Below are 263 nucleotides of genomic sequence, written 5' to 3'. Positions count from 1 at the left end.
TAGTTTAGCGAAGTAGTCGAAGTTTACTGGTACGTCGTTTTGACCAAGACCTTCATCAACAGCAGCTTGTAGGCTTGTTGCAGTACCTTGAGCAATTAGAGACTCAGTACCTAGCTCTTCACAAAGAGCAAGGAAGTAGCCAAGGTCTTTGTTTGCGTTTGCAACAGAGAAACCTAGCTTCTCTTCACCGTCTACAGCGTAGAACTTACAGAATTGCATAAACGGAGAGTTAGATGGACCTGCAGACATGATATCAAACAGTT

Annotated in this window: 1 pseudogene; it reads right to left on the bottom strand. The window is 43.3% G+C overall.

Going from position 1 to position 263, the window contains the following annotated elements:
* Window positions 1-263: pseudogene (locus tag FTW16_RS22220) on the bottom strand (NAD(P)-dependent oxidoreductase); the annotation flags it as partial.

It is taken from the genome of Vibrio sp. T20, from assembly GCF_007858795.1.
GTDB classification, from domain to species: domain Bacteria; phylum Pseudomonadota; class Gammaproteobacteria; order Enterobacterales; family Vibrionaceae; genus Vibrio; species Vibrio satsumensis.
Note: the sequence above shows the minus strand (reverse complement) of the source record. Positions and strands in the feature narration are given on the sequence as shown.